The organism is Neomesorhizobium albiziae (assembly GCF_900114255.1).
Classification (GTDB): Bacteria; Pseudomonadota; Alphaproteobacteria; order Rhizobiales; family Rhizobiaceae; genus Neomesorhizobium; species Neomesorhizobium albiziae.
Genome location: NZ_FOSL01000024.1, coordinates 42,984 through 60,016, shown reverse-complemented (window position 1 = coordinate 60,016; position 17,033 = coordinate 42,984). Strand labels below are relative to the sequence as shown.

8 protein-coding genes are annotated in these 17,033 nt (G+C 61.0%); 2 read left to right on the top strand and 6 right to left on the bottom strand.

The window, feature by feature from the left end; genetic code table 11:
• Positions 1 to 5: 5 nt before the first annotated feature.
• The 5 genes from F3H98_RS25320 to F3H98_RS25300 all read right to left on the bottom strand — a co-directional run bounded on the left by F3H98_RS25320 (position 6) and on the right by F3H98_RS25300 (position 10,156).
• On the bottom strand, positions 6 to 2,534 hold the full coding sequence (locus F3H98_RS25320) for a serine/threonine-protein kinase (protein WP_342211634.1): 2,529 nt from the start codon (positions 2,532 to 2,534) through the stop codon (positions 6 to 8).
• A 4-nt stretch (positions 2,535 to 2,538) separates the two neighbouring features.
• A complete protein-coding gene (locus F3H98_RS25315) occupies positions 2,539 to 3,276 on the bottom strand; it encodes a PP2C family protein-serine/threonine phosphatase (protein WP_425294870.1) in 738 nt (245 codons plus the stop codon).
• 226 nt (positions 3,277 to 3,502) lie between these two features.
• Positions 3,503 to 7,027 (bottom strand): type VI secretion system membrane subunit TssM, encoded by a 3,525-nt coding sequence (tssM, locus tag F3H98_RS25310; RefSeq protein WP_149763113.1) that lies wholly within the window; start codon positions 7,025 to 7,027, stop codon positions 3,503 to 3,505.
• A 34-nt stretch (positions 7,028 to 7,061) separates the two neighbouring features.
• Positions 7,062 to 8,585, bottom strand: coding sequence for a type VI secretion system protein TssL, long form (tssL, locus tag F3H98_RS25305; RefSeq protein WP_149763112.1), 1,524 nt, complete (start codon positions 8,583 to 8,585; stop codon positions 7,062 to 7,064).
• A 98-nt stretch (positions 8,586 to 8,683) separates the two neighbouring features.
• On the bottom strand, positions 8,684 to 10,156 hold the full coding sequence (locus F3H98_RS25300; protein WP_149763111.1) for a caspase family protein: 1,473 nt from the start codon (positions 10,154 to 10,156) through the stop codon (positions 8,684 to 8,686).
• 597 nt (positions 10,157 to 10,753) lie between these two features.
• Here F3H98_RS25300 and F3H98_RS25295 point away from each other — a divergent pair.
• Positions 10,754 to 13,369: a beta strand repeat-containing protein gene (locus tag F3H98_RS25295; protein WP_149763110.1), complete on the top strand. Its 2,616-nt coding sequence runs from the start codon at positions 10,754 to 10,756 to the stop codon at positions 13,367 to 13,369.
• 31 nt (positions 13,370 to 13,400) lie between these two features.
• Here the strand turns inward: F3H98_RS25295 and tagH are convergent, their stop codons facing one another.
• The gene (gene tagH, locus F3H98_RS25290; RefSeq protein ID WP_149763109.1) at positions 13,401 to 14,483 is read right to left on the bottom strand and encodes a type VI secretion system-associated FHA domain protein TagH; all 1,083 of its coding nucleotides are present in this window, start codon (positions 14,481 to 14,483) and stop codon (positions 13,401 to 13,403) included.
• Positions 14,484 to 14,693: 210 nt separating this feature from the next.
• On the opposite strand from tagH, the gene F3H98_RS25285 reads away from it, so the two are divergent.
• On the top strand, positions 14,694 to 17,024 hold the full coding sequence (locus tag F3H98_RS25285) for a type VI secretion system Vgr family protein (RefSeq protein ID WP_149763108.1): 2,331 nt from the start codon (positions 14,694 to 14,696) through the stop codon (positions 17,022 to 17,024).
• Positions 17,025 to 17,033: the final 9 nt, after the last annotated feature.

Genomic DNA, 17,033 nt, shown 5'->3' with positions numbered 1-17,033 from the left:
TCATGCTACCCGCCGAGCTGGAAATATTTGGCAGTTGCGGAAAATTCGCCGCCCTTTTCGCGAATTTCTGCAAGGATTTTGGGAAAGGCGACGGTTGCAGGTACCGGATTTGAGAAAGTCGCAGCATCGATGTCGGAGCTGCCGATGACTGCGATAATGATTTGCGGGACGGCTTTTCCGCTGGCTTTGTCTGCGTCGCCGAGCCCGATCGGTATTGAAAAACTCGCCTTGCCCGCCTCGACAACGACGCGTTCGTCGAGGTTGAACACCATTCCCTTGTGATCGATCAGCAAAAGGCTGGCTCGCGATCCTCCTGCGATCTCCAGCGTCCCGCTGACCGGCGAGCCGTCCGGAACCGATGTCTGCGCCAGCGAAAGATGCGGCTTCTCCGCCGAACTGGGGCCGAGTGCATGCAGAAACTGGGTGACCTCGCATTGCGCCGGCTCGATGAGGCGCACGCTGACGTCCGGTTCGAGCTGGAATTTGTCACGAAAAGCTTCCAGCATCTGCATGAAAGGCTCGACCGTGGTGCCGAAACCTTCGATCTCGATGGCTTTGTCGGTCGCCGAGGTCGCAGCGGCATAAAAACAGTCTCCGCCGATGTAATCGCGCAGCCAGGATATGCGTTGGGCAACCCCGTCGATGGTTTTGGTCGGAGGCTGGGACTGTGTCGGAACATCGGGCTGCAGCGTGGGGAGCCCCGGTTCGGGAATGTTGATGGCGACATTCGTATCGCCCTGACCGTCACTGGCAGGGTTTGTCACCTGCCCATTCGTGACAGTGGGCTGGTCATTCGCTGCGGTCGGCGCGTTCCCCGCTCGAGGGGCTTCGCTACCTTGGTTGGCGGTTGTCTCCAGCTGCTTCGGCTGCAGTCTATCCGGTATCGGCGTTGGGTTGCTCTGTTTAGGCTGGTTTGTTGCCGTCTTGTTTGTCGGAGGTGTCGCGGGCGGTTGCCCGGCGGTTTCCGATTGGGGGCCTTTTTCGCCTTGGCTGGCAGAGTTGTCCCTCAGCTTTGCGGACGAAGCCGAGGACACCTCGGTCTCCGGGCGGACATCGGCCGGAGACGTGGCGCTCTCTGGCTGGTCGCTCGTCTTGCCTGTCGGAAGTGCAGGCGGCGTACTTCCGGTCTGGGAATTGGCTGCAGGGGCAACAGGCAGCGAAGCGTCCTGGTTCTGCCCGCTCGCCGTTTCACCGGATGGTGGCTCTTTGTTTTGGGTCTGGGTTTCCGGCGGCGTTGTATTTTCTACCGGTTGGCTCGTCGGAGCTACGGTCTCGGGCTTCGAAAGATCGGGGGTCAGTTGCGGAACTGCGTCGCCGTTTGAAGCCGGAGGCGGCGTCAGGAAACCGCCGAAATAGGCGCCTCCGCCCAACAGGACGACCATCGCGGCGGCGGCGGCAATCACCATGTTTCGAATGTTCGTCGCAGGCGGGGGAGTCGGCGGGCGAACAGGCGGCGTCACCGCCGCTGGCCGAGGCTGCGACAAAAGGGCGGGCGGCCTGTGCGGGACGAAGTTGGGCTCTTCCGTTGCTTTCGGCGGTGCGGGCGGGGCCGCCGGATCATCCGCAGTGCTGGAGGTTCCCGTTTCGACCCAGGGGTCGGGAGATACAGGCTGCGGCTGGACGGTTCCGCGCTCGCGAGGCGCCTTGGAGCGCGGAGTGAGCGTGTCGCCAAGGCTCACCACGCTGCGCGTCATCTCTGCGATTTCGGCGGCGGTCGGCCGGTCGTGGGGGTCGGGCTGCAGCATCTCCTCGATCATCGGCCGAAGCTCTTCGTCGATACCCGAGAGATCGGGCACGACCCGGCGCTTTTCCACGATTTCAAACTGTGAACCGCTCATCTCCAGCGGTTGCCCGCGCAACGCCGCCGCCAGCACCAGCCCGAGGCTGTAAATGTCGGAGCGCTCGCTCACCTCGCCGCCATAGAGGCCGAGCTGTTCAGGAGAGACGTAGTTGTACTTGCCCGCGAATTTTCCGCCGATCAGCGTCTCGCCGCCGACCGTCGCCGACCGGGCGATCCCGAAGTCGATGATCTTGGCGCGCTCCACTTTTCCACCTGGCAAGATGACGTTGTCCGGCGAGAGGTCGCGGTGCACGGCGCCGGCTTCGTGGACGAAGCTCAACCCCGAAGCGAGGCGGTGGCAAAGCTTGCGCACGTCCTCGGTCGACATGGCGCCGCGCCGCATGACGTCGAACAGCGACTGGCCATCCACGAACTCCATCGCCAGATAGGGACGCCCGATACCGGGATCGATGGTGAAGACGTGGTATCGTACGATGGCGTCGTGCGACAGATGATTGAGGATGGTGGCTTCCTTGCGGAACAGTGACAGGATGGTCTGGTCTCGGGCGAATTCCGGCAAGACGATCTTGATGGCGACATGGTCGCCGGTCTGGATGTTGTGCCCGCGATAGACTTCGCCCATGCCCCCGCACGCGATGCGCTCGTCGAGCTCGTAGATGCCGCTCAACTGGGTGCCGACGCCGGTTTTAGCCATGTCCGGCAAAATTCGCGTCTTGTCGTCGTTGTCGCTCACGGCTTCAGCCTTCAGACCTGTAGGCGCCAGGACCGGCGGAACGGCCATTATGACCAACTTTGCTGCGGACAAGCACGATGGTGACGTTGTCGGTGCCGCCGCGTTCGAGAACCGTTGCTAACAGTTTCTTGCACGCTGTCTGTGGTGCAGCCGACACAACGGCTGCCTGGATTTCGGCATCCGTGACATGAGCCGTCAGGCCGTCGGTGCTGAGAACGAAGATATCACCCGGCAGGACTTCCCCTTGCTGGAAGTCGATGACGATATCGTCGCTGACGCCAACGGCGCGGGTGATCACATTGCGGCGGGGCCAGCTCCGCGCCTCGCTTGGGGTGATCATGCCGCGATCGAGCAATTCCTGGACTTCGGTATGGTCGCGCGAAATCTGCGAGATCGAACCATTGCGCACCAGATACACGCGGCTGTCGCCGGACCACAGGCATGCAAATCTGCCGTCCATCGCCAGGAGGGCAGCGACGGTGGAGCCAATGGTCACCCCACGTGCCGCGGAAATGCCGCGGATTTCGGCGTGGGCGCGGCTCAACCTGTCTTCGAAGCGGGCGCGCAGGTCGGGTGCGGAACTCGCAATGCCGATGGTCGCTAGGTGCTCGACGATGCTCGCGGAAGCGATCTCTCCCGCATCGTGCCCTCCCATCCCGTCAGCCACCAGCCAAAGCCCGCTCCTCGGCTCGATAAGATAGCTGTCCTCGTTAAGCTGACGCACGCAGCCCTTGTGGCTCACGCCGTAACTCTCGAAGGGGAGGGCGGCATCGTTCAAATCGGTCCAGGCGCTTCTCAGCGCTCCTCCGCGGCGTTTTCCCGCACGCCGGCTCCCGGCACTCTGCCACACGGCTGAACATTAGAGTACAAAAATTAAGTCGTGGCAGTTCCCCCGAGATGCATCCAGCATGCGGGTCCAGGCTGCTGTAATCATTGTTCGGCTCTTCTGCGTATCGCGAAACAAGTGCCTACCTGAAACTTGTCGGACAACTGAAGCCTGAAAGCGCGGGAAGCGCGAATGGATTGCCGCCCGAGGCGACCTGGACCGTATAAGCGACGTCACGGCCGCCGATCACGAAACGCGCTTCCAGATTGTCACCGTTGCGGGTCATCGTTGCGCTGTCCAGCAACCGCTTAAGGGCCCAGGGTCCGTCGAATTTGACGGCGGATTCGCGGCCGGGAAGTTCAGGCGTTAGGCTGAGATGCGCGGAGCCGGCTTCCAGGCTGCCAGGCCATGTCACGATGCCTGGTGCGTTGCCCGTCTGATAGCTCTGCACGATCTGCCCATTAACATCGAGCAGCGCCATGTCGGCGTCGCCGTGCAGCGAGAACGGGGTGAAGGTCACGTTTACCGCCGGCACCGAGCCGCCCATCGGGAAAAACGCGTCGCGGATTTCGGCGGCCTGCTGGAATTGCTTCAGGGCGGACTTCGAAAGCTCCCGGCCAAGGCGGGTGTCCTGCTTCCATTGCCAATTCACACCTCCCGTATCGACGAGCGGCAACAGGTTCTGCGCGAAGAACCTGTCGATCACGCCGCTCGGGGCGAACAATTTGGCGAAATCCACCAGCTGCACTTCGTCGCTGCTGCCGCTGGTGAAGGGAAAGCGATTAGCCGTTACATCATCGCAAGGCCTGCTGACGGTCTCGGCCAGCCGCTGATCCAGCTGCGCGATGGAGGTTTCCGCGACATCTGCTTCAAAATCGTCGGCGCCGCCATTGACCATTCTCGAAAGCGCTTTGGGCAGCCGCGACGCGTTGGCGCGAAGGCTGGAAATTTGCAGTTGGAGGTTGGCGTTGGCCCGGTCGGTCTGCGCCGGCATCGCCGCTGCCAGCTTGAGGCTTTGGAGGATATCGCGGAAATTCTGGATCAGCGCGTCGACCGGGCGCTGGCCGGGAGGGCCATTGACCAGCAGCTGAAAGGGCTTGAACTGCGCTTCTATGCTGCCGCCAGGGTTCTGGACCGCCGACTGTGCGAAGGCGGCGCCCGCCCTGCTTTGTGATTTACCGGTGGGCAGTTCAATGCCGACGCGTGCAAGGCCTTTGGCGCGATCCTTGGTGTCTTGCATCCCTTGGGCCTGGGGCTCGCGCGTCAACGCGGTCTCCTGCGCGATAGCCTCGAAAAGCTGAATGATGGGCGATGTCGGCGACGCGGCGGCCGAGAGCGTGAGATAGTCCGGCTTGTCCGCGGCCAGCGGCTTGAACTTCAGCCTGTCGAGGACACCGTTCCAGGCTGCGGCAAATCCCTTGCCGTAGCGGTCGAGAAGCTCGGGGCCGAGCCGCAGCAGCTCCTGGTCGAAGCCGCCCTGTTCTCCGCCAGCGCCGATCACCCATTGGTCGTCGACGAGTTTTTGGGCAACCTTGGCCAGTCGGGCAAGGTAAAAATCGTTGAAGCCGGCATGCGAATAGATGCCCGGCACCTTCACCGTCGACAGGTCGCTTCCATCCACGGTTTCGAAGACGAGCGGGGCTTCCGGTCCGCCTCTCGTCGCCACGGAGAAATCGTCGAGGGCGGCCGAATAGATATCCGACTGGACAAGCGCCAGCGCGCGATCCGCCACCGTCATGCGGCCGAGCGAGCGCTGCGCGGATTCGACCAATGGACGATTGAGTTCGAAGGTCGCGTCGTGGGCATCGTCGAGCGCCAGCATCGCACGCAGATGTTTCTCGAGCTCGGAGCGTCCGGCACGATTTTGCGCGCCCGGATAGCGGTTCTGCTCCCAATCCTGCTTCATCCACGCAACGATCAACTCGTCGTCGGATTTCGGCGCTTTGCCGCCAAGCATCAGGTAGATTTTCAGCGGTTCGTAAAGCGCAATCGGATTGCTCATGTTTGCTTCGATCGTTTGCTCGACCTGGAGCAGCAGGCGCGAGCGGAACATGCGCTCCAGCGCTTGCCTGTAAGCCGTCTCGGATGCCGAAACGAGCCTTTCCCGCTGGCTGAAACCGAGCGTTTCCCCGACCGGCGTCGGCAGATCGCGGTTTTCGTAGCCGGCTGGTAGATTGCGCAACGCTTCCAGCGCACCGATGACGTTTTCGAGGTCGACATCCGCCACCGTTGCGCTCGAAAGCAGCGGCTCCGCCGTCGTGCGATACTGTTGGACTGCCTGTTTGCTCGATGTGACGAGCGCCTCATTGGCGGTGAAACTCAAGCCCAGCGCGCCAAGCACGACAGCGGCGGCAAGCGCGATCGCCGCGTAGCTGCCGTATCGGATGAACGCAGCGCGCCTTTCGGCCACTCTGTCGTGCGAGACCCATCCGGATTCGGCGAAGATAACCTTGGCCAGCAGGTCATGGAGGAAAAAGCTCTTGCCGGTGCCGGACAGATGGGCTCCGACACCGCTGCCGAAACTCCTGCCGAGGGCGCCGAGCACCTGGTCGATCGGCGTGCCTTCCTGCGTGCCGGATGAAAAATAGAAGCCACGCAGGCCGGTTGCCCGCTTGCGTGTCGGCTCGAAGACGCGGCCAAGAAACTCGATGACCCCGTCCTTCAGCAATCCGAACTGGGCCGGGAAGCCGAAGATAGAAACGCGCGTCACCGGATCGGCTTCTTCGTGAAGGCGATCAGAGATTTCGTCGGACAGGCGCTTGGCCAGTGCGTCGAACTCCGCCGGTGCCGCCTCGATCATGTTCTTGTGACGATCCGCGGTCTGGAACGTAGCGCCCCACACCTCGCGACGGCGGGTTTCGTCGAAGCTGCCGAAATATTCCATGAAACCCAGCAGCAGGTCAGCCTTGGTGAATAGAACGTAGACTGGAAAGTCGACCTTGAGGATTTCGTGGATTTCTTCCAGCCGATTGCGGATCTCGATTGCGTGGGCGCCGAGGTCCTGGCCGCCGAGCGTCATCAGATCGGAGAGGCTTATGGCCAGGATGACGCCGTTTATCGGCTGCCTTGCGCGATGCTGCTTGAGCAGCGACAGGAAAGCGAGCCAGCTTTTCTTGTCCGCTTCGGAGTCCGAGTCCTGCGTGGTGTATCGTCCGGCCGTGTCGATCAGCACGGCATCGTCAGTGAACCACCAGTCGCAGTAGCGCGTACCGCCGATGCCTGCTACCGGCTGGGCCTGACCCGATCCAGCGAGCGGAAATTTAAGCCCGGAATTGACAAGCGCGGTGGTCTTGCCTGCGCCTGGCGGACCGATGACGATGTACCAGGGCAGCTCGTAGAGGAAATTGCGCTTGTGGCTCGCGCGCCTCAATGTGGCGATGGCTTCGCTCATGCGCGTTTCGAGCACGGCGGTGTCGCTGTCCCGGTCGCCGGTGCTGGTGGCGATTGCCGCCTCAAGGGCTCTCTGAGCCTTGTTCATCTGCCAGAAGCGGAAAAGATACCAACCTCCCACCAGGGCAACAGTCACGCCGATGATCGTCGCCCGCAGCCAAGCTGGTTCAAGCGGCCTCGTGTCGGCAAAGCCGATCAGAGGGCCGGCGAACCACACGGCGGTGGCAAAGCCGATCAGGGCGAACACGCTGAATATCCGTAGCAGCCACAGCGTCACGCGCGCACTCCGTCACTCCGCGATCGTTCGGCGCTCACAGCGTTTCCTCCCGCGGGATCATCAGGTCGACACGGCGGTTGCGGGTCCTGCCTTCCGGCGTCGCGTTGTCTGCGATCGGTTCTTCCTCGCCCTTGCCCTCGACTGCGATCCGCGATGGATCGGCGATCTTGGAAGCCACCACTTTTTCGACGGCTTTGGCGCGGGCTACGGAAAGGTCGTAGTTCGATTTGAAGGCGCTCGACCTGCGCGGTTTCACATTATCGGTATGGCCGACGATCCGGATCGGCCCCGGCTCGGGTTCGAGTGCCGCGGCGATGCGGCTGGCGACCGGTTCGAATTCGGCTTTTATCTCGGCCTTCCCCGACGCGAACAGCATCAGGTTGTTGACTTCGACAACAATGAAATCGCCCTTCGTGGCGACAGTCAGCCCGCCGGCCTCGATGTCTTGCGCAAGGGCCGCGCGGACACGATCGATCTGTGCGGTGGCGGCAGGTTTCACTTCTTCGGTCAGCGGCACGAAGCTCGCCCGCTGGATAACGACGGGCGTGGATGGGTTGAGGGCCAGCAGTTCGTCGGCAAGTGCGTCGCCCTGATTGGTGATGGCGATGCGCATCGCAAAGAACGCGCCGACCAAGAGGGCAAGTGTCGCCGCCGCGATGGACCAGAGCGGTACACGCAGCCCCGTGTGTTCCATCGCAGCCGACAGGCCTTGCCAACGCGGCGAAATCTCGTTGCCCGGCCTGGGCTTGAAATAGCGCAGCGTATCGTAGACGTCCTGCCGGACCCGTTGCAGGCTGCCGTCTTCGCGCGGCAAGCCACGGTATTGGCCTTCAAAACCGAGGGCGAGGCATGCATGCATGAGCTCCAGCAGATCGTGATGCGCTTCGGGTTCGGCCAGCATCTTGTTCAATGCCCTGAAGAAGCCGGCGCCCGGCGTTCCCGCCTGGAAGAAATGCGACAGCATGGCGTGCGGCTTCCAGACATCCTTGTCGAAACCGGGCAGGTTGCCGACAATGTCGTCTGCGGTCTCGCAAAGGACGAATTTGGCGATGCGCGCGTCTTCCGCCGGAATGCCGGCGTCGGCAAACTTCCGCTCGAATTCTTCGATCGCTCCGGCGATGTGCTCTGCCAGCGGCGATGCTTCGATGTCAGGAGCCATGAGCCGAAGATGGCCGAACAGGATCAGCAGTGGCGCCGCGGCAGCGATGAATGGATTGGCCGAGGCGTATTCCTTGCCTTCCCCCGCTCCGAGCAGAACATCCAGCGGGATTTTCCGTGTCGCGGGAGAGGGCAGGTCGGCTGATTTGATGCCGGCTTCGCCGCTTTCGGCGGGGCTATCCACGGCGAAAGATGTGCCCTGATAGATGACCGTTCCCGACGACCAGCCAGGCGGAGCGGATTGAATGCTTGCGGGATCGAAAACCGTAGCGCCAGGGTTTTCCGCGGATGCGGGCTGCGGCGTGGCGGCTTCCCGCCTGTCAGCCTTCGGCGGTCGTGCAAGGCTGGGGCGAATGATGGTTTTGTCGCCGGAGCCGGAAGGATCATCCTTCGAACTCATCGCCACCCCTGCCTCGCCGCGTGATTTGTGCAAGGTAAGTTTTTGATTCTATGCATGTCGTTATCGCAAAATCGCCCCACACTTTTGCGTGACATGCTTTAGAAAACACCGCCAATGCCGATGCCGCCGCTGATATCCGGTGGAGGAGCGGCCGGCCGGCTTCTGGTCTGTGAGCGGCCCATGGCTTTGCGGTTGCCAGTCGCCGCCTTGGAAGCGCGTCCACGGCTTTCGTCGGCTGCCACTCTCGGTGGCTTGACTTTCTTGACGATCACCGGCTGCTTGCAGATGCGGCCTGAACGCAGGAAGAGATCTCCCAGCAGCTCGACGGTCGGATCGCTGGTCGCCATGGCTTGCTTGGTATTCCTGTAGTAATCGGTGAGCGCTCTGATGGAACCCTTGCCCCAGTCGCCGTCGACCGTCATCCGATAGCAGCCGAGGCGGCGAAGTTCCGTCTGGATGCTGCGCGCGAGGTCTGTGGCTTTGGCGTCATCGGTTTCGCCAGCCGACGTGCCGACGATCAGGGTCTCGAGGCCGGAGACGACGCTTTGCCGGGCGCCCTCGATGGCTTTGGGTGAAAGGCTGGCGACCTGCGTGCCTGTCTGTGCTTGAGCGGCCTTCGCTTGGGCGGGAATTTCAACGGAGCGCAAAGTCTGACCGACGATCAGCACTGCGGTCTGGAGGTCGTTCGAGGCGAGTTCCAGTTGCAGCTTTTGCTTGGCGACCGGGTCGGAAAGGATGCGCGACAGGCTTGCACTCAGTTGCGCCGGATCGAGCACCTGCTGTTCGGTGAAATAGAATTGTTCGCGCAGGTTCGACTGGTCCCAGGGGACCTGACGTCCGACGGTCAATGCTTCCGTTTCGTTGCGGACGCGGATCATCATGTCGGAAATGCTGAGGCCGGGGATCTCGACATTCTTCAGCAGTGCCGTGGTGAACGGGCTGTTGTCTCCGGAGCCGTCGACGGTCACGTTGCCGGGCTGCGTGGCGAAGGCGATAAAAGTGTTTTCGCCGACTTCTACCTGTGCCAGACCGTTGCCGGTGTTGGCGCCGCTGCCGAGCGGGTTGTTTCGGCATGCATCGAGAAACACGAAGGTCTGGCGGTCGCGGCTGGCAAACCGCGCGATCACGTCATTGAGCTTGACGGCCCTGGCGCTCAGCTTTTCCATGCTTTCCGGATCGGGAGTATCCACCGGCAGCAGATAGTTTTCGCCCTGCAATTGCACGCCATGGCCGGCATAGAAGATCAGTACCGAACTTGTGGCAGCCAGTTTCGCGTCGGCGTCGCGGAAGAGCTTGGCGAAGCCTTCCGCTGAGAGGTCGGTTTGGATTAGCACGTCGAAGTTCAGTCTCTTCAGGCTTTCCGCAAGCTTCGTCGCGTCGTTCGCCGCGTTGGCCAGGTGCTCGAGGCGCGTGCTCTGATAGTTGGAGTTGCCAATGACGATCGCCAGGCGATTGCGCGGCAGCGGCGACGGTTGCTCCTCTATTGCCGCCCACACGACGCCAACCGACCACATCAGGGCGAGAAGCAGCAGAAACGGAATGCGCAGAAAATATTTGTGGTCGTGCGGCATGTCAGCGTGCTCGTCCCGGCCTGCGACAAGATCGGTCCTTCGAGGCGCTCGCCAGATGCGAGGATCGGTCCGAATTTCCGGACCGGTATCTCCGAAGACCAAGTCCCATTTTTTACACCAAGAATCAGTTCAAAGATAGGGTAAGGACCGCATCGTATGGTTGAGTATTGTGCTTCATTTCGACTTGCTGAGTCTTTTTGGAGCAGCGCGAGCAAACCTTCCTTTGTGACTAAACCACTTCTCGCGTGATCTTTATGCAACACCGCCGAATGGCGAGAATGCAATGCCTGCTATTCTTTGGTTGCGGGGTCAGGCCACATCGATTTTTGTTGAATTTTCAATCGATTGCCTTTTATACGAAAATTCTGACCGGCAGCGTTACGTTCAAAAAACAACATGCGGGCGCGTTCTGTATGCGCTTCACTTCACATACAGGCGGATGGCTCGAACTATATCCTCCGCTCTCACGTGATGGTATCTTCAGGTTGACGCCGAGTTCGTTTTGCCTGCCCGGGGGATTGAAGGGGTGGTATCGCGGACAGCCCTCGCGTCATGCGCAGTTTTGAAATGCGCGTGAACGTAGTTGGAAGGGGAACAATGACCGGCAAAACTCGGGCGTTGTATTTGGGTGGCGCTTCCGCGCTGGCGATCGGGGCAGCATCGATTTTCATTCCGGGACAGGCGGAGGCGGCCTGCGAAGCCACCCCCATTTTTGAGGGTGAAACGGTTGTTTCGGTGGATGTGACCTGCGATGACACGGCGCCAACGATCACGGCGCCGTTCGACACCAGCTTCGACGACATCTATCTCGGCGGCGGACCGGACACGCTGAACATGTCGGGCGGCAGCATTGAGGCGGGCGTTGCCGGTACAGCCACGCCGCCTGTAGATGGTTTTGAGGAGAACCTGAACCCGAGCCCCAACATCGACATGCTTGGCGGCAACGACACGGTCGTCATTTCAGGCGGGACGATAGGCACGGGCGGGACGACCGGCACTCCCATCGACGTCAACCTCGGAGCCGGCGACGACCGGTTCGAAATGAGCGGAGGCACCTTATTCGGCAATGTCTTCGGAGAAGTCGAAGGGGAAGCGCCAGGAATCGATACGTTTGTCATTAGCGGCGGCACCGTCACCGGCTCCCTTTTCGGCCTGGGTGGAGGCAACATATACGACATCAGCGGCGGCCTCGTTCAGGGCTCCCTTTTCGCCGGCAGCCAGAACGACAGGGTGACGATTTCCGGGACCGCGAACATCCAGGTGAATACCGCCGTCGGGCCGGATTCGGTTGGACTGGAAGATGGCGACGATGTCTTCACGATGACCGGCGGCACGCTTGGCGGATCGGTAAGCGGCAACGCCGGCAACGATCTGTTGACAATCAGCGGCGGGACGATCGGCAATTACGTTGCCGGTAACGAGGGCGACGACCAGATTGAAATTTCGGGCGGCAGTATAGCTGACGATGTCCGCGGCAACGAAGGCGTGGACCAGGTTACTATCTCCGGCGGCACGATCGGCGGCGATGTGGAAGGCGAAACGGTGCGTCTCTACGGCGGCACCATCGGTGGCGACATCACAGGCATCTCCGGCAACACGCTCATCATCAACGGTTCGGTGGTGGCCAATCCGCTCACCCTGCGCAACGGGGTGCTTTTCAGCGGCACGGGCGGTGTCGCTACCATCACCGACGAGGATCTCGCCGCCGGCGGCACGAAAACGCAGAACTTCACCGGTTTCAACACGGTCTCCGCCTCCAACTCCACGCTCGGCTTTGGCACGGGAACGCAAGGCATCGGCTTGCTGAGCCTGACAAACGCTTCCACGCTTTTCGTCAACGGCAATGCCAACCTGGCGGGCAACCTCAATCTGACCAATTCGACCATCAACATGATCGACGGCGCCGCAGACGATGTCTTTACGCTCGGAGGCCTGACGCTCAACAGCGGCACCATCGGTCTCGATCTCAACCAGCAGACAAGCCAGGCGGACCAACTCATCGCGTCGGCGTTTGCGGCGAACGGCGTCAACACGATCCTGGTCAATCTGGTCGGCACGCCCCAGTTTGCCACCACGACCGATATTCCGATCATCATTTCGACCAACGGTCCGGTTGCCGGAACTTTTGTTATCCAGGGTATTCCGGGCACAGTGGGTTCACTCTTTATCTTCCAGGTGATTCCCGGGCCGACCGGTGGTCTGCTGATTCGCGCCATTCCAGCCAATTTCGGCATCGCGGTAGCCCCCAACAGCGCGGTCAATGCCAGCACGGTCGAGACGGCGATCGATGCGCTTTACGGCGTCAATCGGGACGCGATAGCTTCTGATCTCGGGTTGGCCAACGGCGTCCAGAGAGTACAGCTCACTTCGACGTTCGGGGTTTTCGCATCCGGCCAGTTCGCCCACACAGAGCATGACGGCTTCACCATCAGCGGAAACGGGCTGACAGCTCCGGGGCCAGACTTTGATGCAGATGATTTTTCGGCCGCGATTAGCCTGGATTTCAACGCCGCGAAGCATTTTGGCTTCGACGACCGCTACGGGCTGAATTTGGGGCTCTTCGGCGGCTATGCCTCGACCGATGTCGGCATGGGCTCGCTGCAAGGCTTTGATTTCATTGGCGACGCCGACAACAAGAGCGGCATGTTCGGCGGATATGCGCTGTTCCGTCAGGGTGTCAATTACGGGCTGGTTTCGGCTTCGACCTTCATTGGCGAAACCGACGTTACCAGCGGCGTGCTGAACACAACCGGCAGCTACGACACCATTGGTTATGCCGTAACCGGCTCTATCGGCCATATCTTTGCCCTGAGCGATCGCATGCGCTTCGATCTGCGTGGCGGCATGCTGGGGGTCAGCTTCACCGGCGACGATTACACCGACAGCGGTGGCAACCAGTTTGGAAAGAGCCGGATTTCATTCGGCGCCTTCAAATTCGAGCCAGGCATCTATGCGGACTACGCGATGGAGAACGGCATGGTGTTCAGCCCCTATGCGCGGGCCGACCTGCAGCAGCGCTTCGCCTACAAGAACACCGCCACGATTGACAACAGGGAGATCGATTTCGACGACGCCGATTTTTCCGTGGCGCTGTCGGCCGGCTTCAATCTGAAGATGTCGGAGCGGTCGACCCTGAGCAGTGAGTTGCGCGGCAAGTTTTCGTCGGACAGCTCAACGGTCGGCGGAAAGTTGGGCTTGAAGATCTCCTTCTAGAGCTGGCATTAGCAAGCCGGCTCTGCAAACCTCACTTCGGTTTGGATGCCTTGGCGTAAGCCTCGCTGAAGTAAGCGAGGAACACGTCAAGCATGCCGTTCTCGTGTGCCCCCTCCTTAGCCTCCCATGTCGCGACGAAGGCGTCCCAGGCGCGGCTTTTCTTCGAGGTGAAGGAAGCCGGTGGCAGCTTTTTCTCGATCGCGTCAGGCGACAGATCCTCGAGAAGGCGAGACAGGGCCGCCTGCATGGCCGTGTAGGTGGCAAGCTCGTGTGTCTTCAGGTCGCGAAATGCTTCCTCGATGCTGTGCCTGGCGTCGAGATAGCCGGCTCTGCGCCGGGCGAACATGATCTCCAGGATTTCCTCCGACCCGGGGACGAATTTCAGCGGATTGTTGTCGGCGGCGCTGACCATCGTTCGATGCGCGCTCTTGGCCAGAACCTTCGCGGCGGCGCGGGCCTTCAGCAGCATTGCCAGTTCATCGACCACGCTTCTGAGGACCGCGCCGATTTCGGCTGCAATCTCGTCAGAGCTGCGCTGCAGAAAAGTTTCCTGCGGAAGTCCGGCGCCAAGGGCGATGCTCCGCAGGACGTCCGCCGCACCGGACTGCCCGGAAGCCATCGGCGACAGCGGCGCGGTGTGTGCGGAGATCGGTAGCTGACTAACACCCCGCGGCGTTGCTTGTTCCGCTGAACCACCGAAGAACGGATCGCCGAACTGCGGCCCTCGCCTGCCCGACTCCGGCTCATATCTTGGCAGCGAACGGCTGCCGGAATTCTCGGCCGGCATCGGCGCGATCAGCTCGTCCCCGATCGACACCGAAACGATGTAACGGCCAATGCGAAGCCGATCACCGTGCCCCAGCCTATAGGGGCTTGCGATACGATTGCTGGCGCCGTTGACGAAGGTGCCATTGCGCGAAATGTCGTAGAGCCAGAAGGCGCCTCCTTCGTAGCGGACTTCGCAATGCCGGCTGGAGATGAACTTGTCCGGGTCGGGTAGAGCCCAATCACGGCTTTCGCGGCCGATGTCGAAGCCCCGATTATGCGACTTGTAGCTGAGTGGCCCACCGTTAGGCAGCCTGTCCACATTGTCGATCTTCAGACCAATGAACATCCTCAATTGCCTGCCAAATTCTCGTTAGTCGACATCACCGCCGATTTAACCGCGATATTCTAACAGTTTGTGGCAGCAGGAGAACAGTGCCAACCGACGGCTGAGCAGTCGCTCGCCCGATGTGTGAAGCTCCTCTCTTGTTGGTTGAAAAACATGTGTTACCCTCAAAGTTGAAACGTCGCCATCGTTACTGGAGAGGCAAGGTCCTCGATGCCCACTGATCGCGCTACTGCCGTTCAGACACCAATTGGCGCCGATATCCTTACCTTCACGCATCTTGTCGGCCGTGACGAAATGAGCCGCTGTTTTGCCTATACTGTGGGATTTGTGGGCAAGAACGCGGATGTCGATCCGCTGAAGATGCTAGGTGGCGTCATTTCGGTCGAGGGCGAATCCGGAGACCCGAAACGCTGGTTCAGCGGCCTTGTTTCGGAGTTCCGCCTCACCCGCATCGAGGATAGGCTGGTATATTATGAGGCGGTCGTCAGGCCGTGGCTTTGGTTCCTCGGCAACACCACCGACTGCCGAATTTTCCAGAACATGAGCGTCATCGAGATCGTCGAGAAGGTTTTTTCCAGATACGGCCCGGTGAAGTTCGAGAAGCGGCTGCAGGGATCCTACCCGCCGCGCGACTACTGCGTTCAATATGACGAGACCGATCTCGATTTCGTGCAGCGCCTGCTCGAACACGAGGGGGTGATGTATTTCTTCGAACATGGAGATGGGGAACACAAGCTCATCCTTGCCGACGCAATGAGCAAGCTGAAACCGGCCCCAGGTTACGAAAAGGTGCCCTATCATTTCGAGGGCCAGCCCCTGCGGCGCGATGTCGAATACATCACCGAATGGATCCCGGCGAGTTCGGTAAGGCCGGGCGCATACGCCCACAAGGATTTCGACTTCAAGAAACCGGGGGCCGACCTGACCGCCGTATCGGCGCAAGCCTTCAGCCACAAGGAAGCGTCGCACGAATTCTACCGGCACCCCGGCGCACATCTGGATGTCGGGCGCGGCGACAAGATCGCGGCCATCCGACGTGAGGAAATTCAGGCGGCACACAAGCGCGTGTCGGCAGCGGGGACGGTGAGGGGGCTTTTTTCCGGCTGCACTTTCAAGCTCGAAGGCTTTCCGCGCGATGACCAGAACCAGGAATATCTGGTGCTGAGTGCCGAGTACAGGTTGTTCGATCCGGGCTACCGCTCGGGGATCGAAACGGACGCTGAGAATTTCAAGGTCCTTCTCGGGGTGGCGCCTACGGCGCTGCCTTATCGCCCGCCACGCGCCACGCCACGCCCCATCATGCGGGGGCCGCAGACCGCGACCGTCGTCGGCCCCTCGGGCGAGGAGATTTTCACCGACGAATATGCGCGGGTGAAGGTGCAGTTCCACTGGGATCGTCAGGGCAAGAAGGACCAGAACAGCTCGTGCTTCGTGCGCGTCTCCCAGACCTGGGCCGGCAGCAGCTGGGGCTTCATCCAGATTCCGCGTATCGGCCAGGAGGTCATCGTCGATTTCATCGAGGGCGATCCCGACCTGCCGATCATCACAGGCCGCGTCTACAATGCCTCGCAGATGCCGCCCTATGGCCTGCCGGGCAGCGCTACCCAATCGGGCTGGAAATCCGATTCATCGAAGGGCGGCGGCGGTTACAACGAGCTGATGTTCGAGGACAAGGCCGGTTCCGAACTGGTCAACTTCCAAGCGCAGAAGGACCACAAGCTTCTGGTCAAGAACGACCGCACCAAGCTGGTGCAGCATGATCAGTCCGACCGCATCGATCATGACGCCAAGCACTCGGTCGGCCACAATCTCGATGAGGACGTCGGCAACAACAAGACGGTGAAGATCGGGGTCGACCAGACCACCGATATCGGCAACAACGACACCGAGACGGTCGGCGCCAACCGCTCGCTGACGGTGATGGCCAACGAGACGATCCATGTCGTCTCCAACTCAACCGAGAATATCGACGCGAACCATTCGCAAACGGTCGGCATCGTGCAGACGATTACTGTAGGTGCTGCGCGCATCGATACGGTGGGCGCCGCCGAGACGCGCACCGTCGGTGCGGCTCAGATGAACACGATCGGAGCGATCAGGTCCGTGTCGGTAGGAATTTCCCAAAGCCACGACATCGGAACAAGCGACAGCTGGGATATCGGGGCGAGTCAAACGGTGCAGATCGGGGCTGGGCAGGGCTTGAAGATTGGGGCAGACCAGAATGTTCAGATCGGCGGCACCCAGATCGTCAAGGTTGGCAAGGACGCGCAGACGCAGATCAGTGGCGCCCACAAGCTTGAAATCGCAAAGGACAGCTTGACCGAGATCGGCGCCGATGGCGCCATCAATGTGGGCAAGACGCTGATCATCGCCGCCAAGGAGTCGATCACTATCAAGACGGGCAGCGCCAAGCTGATCATGAAGAAGGACGGCACCATCCAGCTCGAAGGTAAGGACATCAGCGTCAAAGGATCCGGCAAGATCAACATCAAGGCAAGCGGCGACGTAGCGATCAAAGGATCGGCGATCAAGGAGAACTGAGGACGAAAA